Source organism: Sphingobium sp. YR768, from assembly GCF_900111125.1.
Classification (GTDB): domain Bacteria; phylum Pseudomonadota; class Alphaproteobacteria; order Sphingomonadales; family Sphingomonadaceae; genus Sphingobium.
Genome location: NZ_FOGE01000069.1, coordinates 1 through 6369 on the forward strand (window position 1 = coordinate 1; position 6369 = coordinate 6369).

Here is a 6369-nt window from a genome sequence, read left to right on the forward strand (position 1 = left end):
CATGGCCATTGGAAAACCACCACTTTCACCGGTGCGCTGCGCCTGACGGGCATGACTGCGCCGATGGTCCTGGACGGTCCCATGACCGGCGAATGCTTCGCTGCCTATGCCCAGCAGGTTCTGGCGCCAACGTTGCATCCTGGTGACATCGTCATCCTCGACAATCTGCCGGCGCATAAGGCAATCGCTGCCCGTGAAGCCATCGAAGCGGTTGGAGCGAGCATGCTGTTCCTGCCGCCATACAGCCCCGACTTCAACCCAATCGAAAACGCCTTCTCCAAACTCAAGGCTATCCTGCGAAAAGCCGCCGCCCGAACTATCCCGGAGCTATGGCATGCGATACGTGACGCGTTGCCACGCTTCACTCACGAAGAATGCGCAAACTATTTCACAGCTACCGGATATGAGCCAGAGTGATCGGATTCTGCTCTAATCCGGGGGTTCAGAGCGCCAGACCCGGAAGCGTTCTCAACACGGGAACGCATTCGCCTGTTTGCGAAAACGCCGGTGCTGACACTCACCGCGTTCAACGCAAAAGGAAGCAAGACGGCGGTGATGACGTTCGGCAGGATCATGCAGGACGGAAAGCCCTCTTTCTTCCGTCCGCTGTCCGCAGCCGAATTGTCCCTCATCAAGGCGTCGAGTCGGCTGCTGGTGTCATCGGCGCAATGGGCTGCGGTATTCACCGGACGCGGCGCGGCAAGGCAGCTTAGCGGCGTGCAATCCTGACGGCAGGGTTCAAGGGGCAGGCACGCCCCTTGCTCATGGGGGTGTAGGGGGAGTTGGAACGCTCCCCCACGAGTGATGCACCGACGATACGGTGCATGACATCAGAAGGCTCGATGCCGTATGATGTTACTGGCCGGGGGGATGCAACGGGGGCGCGCAGCGGGACCCCTTGCCAAGATGGTGCGGTATTACCGCACACATCTTGCGATCAGCTTTAGCGGATCGGTTCTGTACTGCCCTTCGTGTTTGCGATCAGCGAAAGCCGAAACGGGTCAACCGATCCATTTCCTTCATGAGCCGCGCGGCATGACTATTTTGCAGTTCGCGGGCAATTCGAAACGCATGGCTGTTTTCCATCTGCTGCACGATCCGCATCGAAGGGCTGTTCTGGTGTGCCGCGATAGCCTTCATCGCCGGACTTAGATCAAGGCCACGGGCAATACGCATCGCAGGCGTATCGAGCAACATTGCCAGGTGGCCGATCCTTGCCGGCCTGCTGGACTGCGCAGACGCCGTGCGCCGCTCTACCTCTTCGCGGGCTTTGGTTTCTACGCGCAGCCGCGCATCGGCCAGATAGCCTTCCTTGCGCTCCTTCCATTTCGCCTGCCAACGGCGCAGTTCCGAAGGCGTCGCTTTCTTGTTGAAGCAACGCATGGCCGTGGTCGGGCGAAGCCCTGCATTGATGACAATCATGTCAGCGACCGCCGACAGGGCGGCATCGTCGTTCTTCTCACTGCCTTTGGGGCGGCCTTTTGATTTTGCGTCAGTCATGTTCCGACCTCCTTTCGTTCTCACAAGGATGGCACGACACAGGGCCGTTTCAAGCGAGAAGAAAGAACACCCATAAAATAGTTGCGAGAAAAAATCCCGCCACCGACAAGGTGAGCGAGATTAAATGCCGCCCTCCGGTTCGGACCTCGTTTTCCGAGAGAGGCTCGAAGTCGCCCATGCGGCGCAGGATATGGATATTTATGGATAAGGTTATGACTCGCTGACAATTGTCTTTTTGGATATTTATGGCTATATTTATAGCTATGTCGTTCAGAATCGACACCTTGACCATCACCACCGAGACGCTTTCGCTCATCGCCGAACTGGATGAGTTCAAAGGCGCATGGACGGCATTGCGAACTCTCGCCCCGGAACGCCTATCGGCCTTGCGCCGCGTCGCCACGATCGAAAGCATCGGCTCTTCCACCCGCATTGAGGGAAGCAAGCTGTCGGACAAGGAAGTCGAACGGCTGCTGTCCAATCTGGAAATTCGCCAGTTCGCTACCCGCGACGAACAAGAGGTGGCGGGCTATGCCGATGTGATGGATTTGGTTTTCACTAACGCCAACGCCATCAGCCTGACCGAAAACCATCTCAAGCAATTGCATCGCGACCTGCTGGTTCACAGCACCAAGGACGCATGGCATCGCGGCTCCTACCAAACCAATCCCAACCATGTCAGCGCGTTCGATGCGGACGGCAAGGAAATCGGGATCGTTTTTGAAACGGCGAAGCCGTTCGACACGCCGCACCTCATGACCGAACTGGTAGCGTGGTACAATGACACGCTGGCCGAACGGTCATTGCACCCTCTGCTTACCATAGCCATTTTTGTGGTGGTCTTTCTCGAAATTCATCCGTTTCAAGACGGCAATGGGCGGTTGTCGCGGGTTTTGACCACCCTGCTGTTGCTTCGCAGCGGCTACGCCTATGTCCCCTATAGCTCCCTTGAAAGCGTGGTCGAACAAAGCAAGGAGGGCTATTACATGGCCCTGCGCCGGACGCAGGGCACGATCCGCAGCGATGCGCCCGATTGGGCACCGTGGGTTCATTTCTTTCTCCGCGCCCTACAACAGCAGAAAGCGCGGCTTCAACAAAAGATCGAGCGCGAACGGATCATGATCGAAACGCTGCCCGATCTGTCCATTCAGATTCTTGAATTGGCCAAAGCGCATGGGCGGCTGACCATTGGTCAGATTATCAAACTGACCAATGCCAATCGGCACACGACCAAAAAGCATTTGCAGGCTTTAGTGGCCGCCAATCATCTTACGCAGCACGGCATGGGCAAGGGGACATGGTATGGCCGGGCATAATGCCGCCCTCATTGAGGAGGCCTGAGGCACATTCGCGGGAATGATCGCAACGGCGATTGCGACCACTTCCCTGAGCTATCCTCGTTTGTCGCCTTTGGCCCGGCCCTGATTGCGTTCGACGTTCCGAATAACATCGGCATCAGTGAGATGGGGCTTTCGGGTTTCCGCTTCGGGAAACAGTTTCAAATGGCCGTCAATTGCACCGCTCAGAACGCCAGATGCAATCTCAATGGCCAAGATCATGTAGGATTTCTCCTGCTCGGTTTCGACGCCCTTACCTCGATCATGTTCGAATAGCCTGTAAAATGAAATAGGTCCGGTATGTGTATGTTGTGACAAAAACCGATAGGAGAAACGAAACCCTTCCTTGTCGGCCCCCATCCTCTCCAGAACATCATCTTGTATGAAAGGTGTCTTATGGCCCTTGAGGGCTTCGCGGCGCGCCTTTTCATCATATGTTTTCAAATATGCGTTTTCATCAAACCGCTTGATAAGGTCAGCCATAACGGCGTCATCTTCATTGTTAAGTTTGTCCTCAGGGAACAACGTAAGCGTGGCGCCGAGGCCGCCTTGCGCGGTAGCGGGATGAAGGGCTGATTGCCGCTCGGATAGGGAGCGGCGATGGATAACGAGATCGAAGGTGGACCAGCGAGCGCTCATATGAGTGCTCATACGAGCGGTCGTATGAGCACTCGGATTGAGGTCGTTGCGGGTCGGCGCCGCTGGACAGTGGAGCAGAAGCTGGCGATCTTGCGCGATGCCTTCGACCCCGAGGGTTCGGCTGGTGACGCCTGCAAGCGACACGCGATCGGCAGCGGGTCGATCTACACCTGGCGTCGGCAGGCGATGTCGGGCGAGCTTGGCGGTGCCAGGCCAGCAGCATTGCCCAGTTTCGCGGAGGTCGAGCTTTCTGCCCCGGTTCCGGCACTGTCGGCGCCCGGCGGTCCTATCGGGATCGAACTGCCCTCGGGCGTGAAGCTGACCGTGGACGCCGGTGTCGATGCCGAGGCCCTGGCACGGGTCATTGCCATTCTCACGCGATGATCCCGCTGCCACCTTCCACCCGGATCTATCTGGCCTGTGGCGCCACCGACATGCGCAAGGGTTTTGACGGTCTGGCGGTGCTGGCCCAGCAGGTGCTGGAGCAGAGCCCGCATTCCGGAGCGCTGTTCGCCTTCCGGGGCAAGCGTGGCGATCTGGTGAAGTTGCTCTGGTATGATGGCCAGGGCCTATGCCTGTTTTCCAAGCGGATGGACCGTGGCCGGTTCGTCTGGCCAGTGACGAAGACGGGCAAGGTCGGCCTGACCTCGGCACAGCTTTCCATGCTGCTTGAAGGCATTGACTGGCGACGCCCGGAGCGGACAGCCGCACCGCTGCTGGCAGGCTAAAAAGTACGGATCCCTGTGGGTTTATCTGGCATCGATGATGCCGCTTTGATACTATTCAAGGGTGTCGGATCGAGGCTCTTCCCCCGTCGATAAGGACGCCCGCATCGCCGAGTTGGAGGCCGCTCTGGCGGCCCGCGACACGCTGATCGATACCTTGCGCTTCCAACTGGCCCAGCTCCGGCGGCTCACCTTTGGCCAGTCTTCGGAGAAGCTGTTCCTCCAGATCGAACAGCTCGAACTCACCCTTGAGGAGTTGGAAGGCGAAGCTGAGCTTGCCGATATCCGCAAGGTCCAGGCAGATCAGAGGGAGCGACCGGCGCCGGTCCGCGCTTTGCCGGCGCATCTGCCACGGGCCGAACGCCGGATTGAACCGGAAGCAGGCACCTGCACCTGTCCTTCCTGTGGAGGCGCCCTGCGTCCGCTCGGGCAGGACAGCGACGAGATGCTCGATGTCGCGCCGGTGCAATGGCGCGTCATCCGCACCGTCCGGCCTAAATATAGCTGCCGATCCTGCGAACAGGTCGTGCAGGCCGCGGCGCCCGTAAAGGCAATTGCACGGGGCAAAGCCAGTTTCGCTACGCTCGCCCATGTCGTCGTCGCCAAGTTCGATCATCATCTCCCCCTCTATCGCCAGGCCGAGATGATGGCGGCGCAGGGCCTGGATATCGACCGATCGACGCTGGCAGGCTGGGCCGCACAGGCCGCACATCTGCTTGACCCGATCGTCAGTCGCATTCGGGAAGAAGGGATCAAGGCCGGCAAGATCCATGTCGATGACACGCCCGTGCCGATGCTGATGCCCGGCAAGGGCAAGACGGTGCAGGCGAGGCTCTGGGCCTATGTCGTCGATGATCGTGCTGCTGGCGCATCCACGCCCGCGCTGGCCTGGTATCGCTTCACCGCGGACCGCAGCGGCGTCCACCCGCAAAGCGAGCTCAAGGACTTTACCGGGCTGCTACAGGCTGATGCCTATGCGGGCTTCGACAAGCTCTACAGGAGCAACCGCATCCAGGAAGTCGCCTGCTGGGCGCATTTCCGGCGCAAGATATTCGAGAACCACGCCACCAGCCCGACGCCGTTGACGAGCAACCTGCTGGATCGGATCGCCTCTCTCTACCGGATCGAGGAAGAGATACGCGGGCAGCCACCCGACCAGCGCCGCCGGCATCGGCAGGACAGAAGCAGGCCTCAGGTGAACGAGTTACGCTCGATCATCGACGATGCCCTGCGCCGCCTGTCGCCCAAGTCCAACATGGCCAAGGCGCTCAGCTATGGCCGCAAGCGCTGGGATGCGCTCACCCGCTACATCGACGAGGGCATTGCCGAGATCGACAACAACATCGCCGAGCGCGCGATCCGTCCCGTGGCGATCGGCCGCAAGAACTGGATCTTTGCCGGATCGAAGGCCGGCGGCGAACGGGCTGCCGCCATCTATTCCGTCATCGAGACCGCCAAGCTCAACGGCATCGAACCGCAGGCCTACATCGCCGATGTCATCGAGAAAATCGCTGGCGACTGGCCCGCTACTCGCTGGGATGAGCTCATGCCGTGGAACTGGCATCCGAGCGAGCAAGACGTCGCCCAAGCCGCATAACTGCGGTGCTCAGGCCACGCTTACGGAACAACCGCCCTCGCGAGCCGTGATCATGGCAGTACAGCAGGATGAAACGACCTTGCCGTACATCCTCGTGAACATCGTCCTCACATAGCCAATACCAGAGATAGGCCTCGGCTAGAGTATAATCCGATCACTCTGGCTCATATCCGGTGGCGGTGAAGTAGTTTGCGCATTCTTCGTGAGTGAAGCGTGGCAACGCGTCACGCATCGCATGCCATAGCTCCGGGATAGTTCGGGCGGCGGCTTTTCGCAGGATAGCCTTGAGTTTGGAGAAGGCGTTTTCGATTGGGTTGAAGTCGGGGCTGTATGGCGGCAGGAACAGCATGCTCGCTCCAACCGCTTCGATGGCTTCACGAGCAGCCACTGCCTTATGCGCCGGCAGATTGTCGAGGATGACGATGTCACCAGGATGCAACGTTGGCGCCAGAACCTGCTGGGCATAGGCAGCGAAGCATTCGCCGGTCATGGGACCGTCCAGGACCATCGGCGCAGTCATGCCCGTCAGGCGCAGCGCACCGGTGAAAGTGGTGGTTTTCCAATGGCCATG

The 6369-nt window shown here is 59.3% G+C and carries 9 protein-coding genes; 6 read left to right on the plus strand and 3 right to left on the minus strand.

Annotated elements, in window-relative coordinates; genetic code table 11:
- Both BMX92_RS26505 and BMX92_RS26510 read left to right on the plus strand, forming a co-directional pair.
- The coding region (locus BMX92_RS26505; RefSeq protein WP_143066913.1) for an IS630 family transposase at window positions 1–417 on the plus strand (417 nt) is incomplete at its 5' end.
- 90 nt (window positions 418–507) lie between these two features.
- Entirely contained in the window at window positions 508–729 is a 222-nt protein-coding gene (locus BMX92_RS26510; protein WP_093022709.1) for a hypothetical protein, read from the plus strand.
- A 252-nt stretch (window positions 730–981) separates the two neighbouring features.
- Here the strand turns inward: BMX92_RS26510 and BMX92_RS26515 are convergent, their stop codons facing one another.
- The gene (locus BMX92_RS26515; RefSeq protein WP_093022713.1) at window positions 982–1500 is read right to left on the minus strand and encodes a hypothetical protein; all 519 of its coding nucleotides are present in this window, start codon (window positions 1498–1500) and stop codon (window positions 982–984) included.
- A gap of 284 nt (window positions 1501–1784) precedes the next feature.
- Here BMX92_RS26515 and BMX92_RS26520 point away from each other — a divergent pair, with 284 nt between their 5' ends.
- Window positions 1785–2816: a Fic family protein gene (locus BMX92_RS26520; protein ID WP_218145870.1), complete on the plus strand. Its 1032-nt coding sequence runs from the start codon at window positions 1785–1787 to the stop codon at window positions 2814–2816.
- 75 nt (window positions 2817–2891) lie between these two features.
- On the opposite strand, the gene BMX92_RS26525 is transcribed toward BMX92_RS26520, so the two are convergent.
- A complete protein-coding gene (locus BMX92_RS26525; protein WP_093022719.1) occupies window positions 2892–3476 on the minus strand; it encodes a DUF5677 domain-containing protein in 585 nt (194 codons plus the stop codon).
- Between the two features lie 24 nt (window positions 3477–3500).
- Between BMX92_RS26525 and BMX92_RS26530 the strand changes: the two genes are divergently transcribed.
- The 3 genes from BMX92_RS26530 to BMX92_RS26540 all read left to right on the plus strand — a co-directional run bounded on the left by BMX92_RS26530 (window position 3501) and on the right by BMX92_RS26540 (window position 5798).
- Window positions 3501–3860, plus strand: a complete 360-nt coding sequence (locus BMX92_RS26530) for an IS66-like element accessory protein TnpA (RefSeq protein ID WP_093022723.1) — start codon at window positions 3501–3503, stop codon at window positions 3858–3860.
- A complete protein-coding gene (gene tnpB / locus BMX92_RS26535) occupies window positions 3857–4204 on the plus strand; it encodes an IS66 family insertion sequence element accessory protein TnpB (protein ID WP_009824048.1) in 348 nt (115 codons plus the stop codon). Before BMX92_RS26530 ends, tnpB begins: the two co-directional genes overlap by 4 nt.
- A gap of 61 nt (window positions 4205–4265) precedes the next feature.
- Window positions 4266–5798, plus strand: coding sequence for an IS66 family transposase (locus BMX92_RS26540; protein WP_093022726.1), 1533 nt, complete (start codon window positions 4266–4268; stop codon window positions 5796–5798).
- Window positions 5799–5952: 154 nt separating this feature from the next.
- Here BMX92_RS26540 and BMX92_RS26545 read toward each other — a convergent pair.
- A partial coding sequence (locus tag BMX92_RS26545) for an IS630 family transposase (RefSeq protein ID WP_143066933.1) occupies window positions 5953–6369 on the minus strand: 417 nt, incomplete at its 5' end.

Bases quoted from the DNA above. Each gene is read 5' to 3' on its own strand.
- BMX92_RS26515 (WP_093022713.1), bottom strand. From the start codon at position 1,500: ATGACTGACGCAAAATCAAAAGGCCGCCCCAAAGGCAGTGAGAAGAAC.
- BMX92_RS26525 (WP_093022719.1), bottom strand. From the start codon at position 3,476: ATGAGCGCTCGCTGGTCCACCTTCGATCTCGTTATCCATCGCCGCTCC.
- BMX92_RS26530 (WP_093022723.1), top strand. From the start codon at position 3,501: ATGAGCACTCGGATTGAGGTCGTTGCGGGTCGGCGCCGCTGGACAGTG.
- tnpB (WP_009824048.1), top strand. From the start codon at position 3,857: ATGATCCCGCTGCCACCTTCCACCCGGATCTATCTGGCCTGTGGCGCC.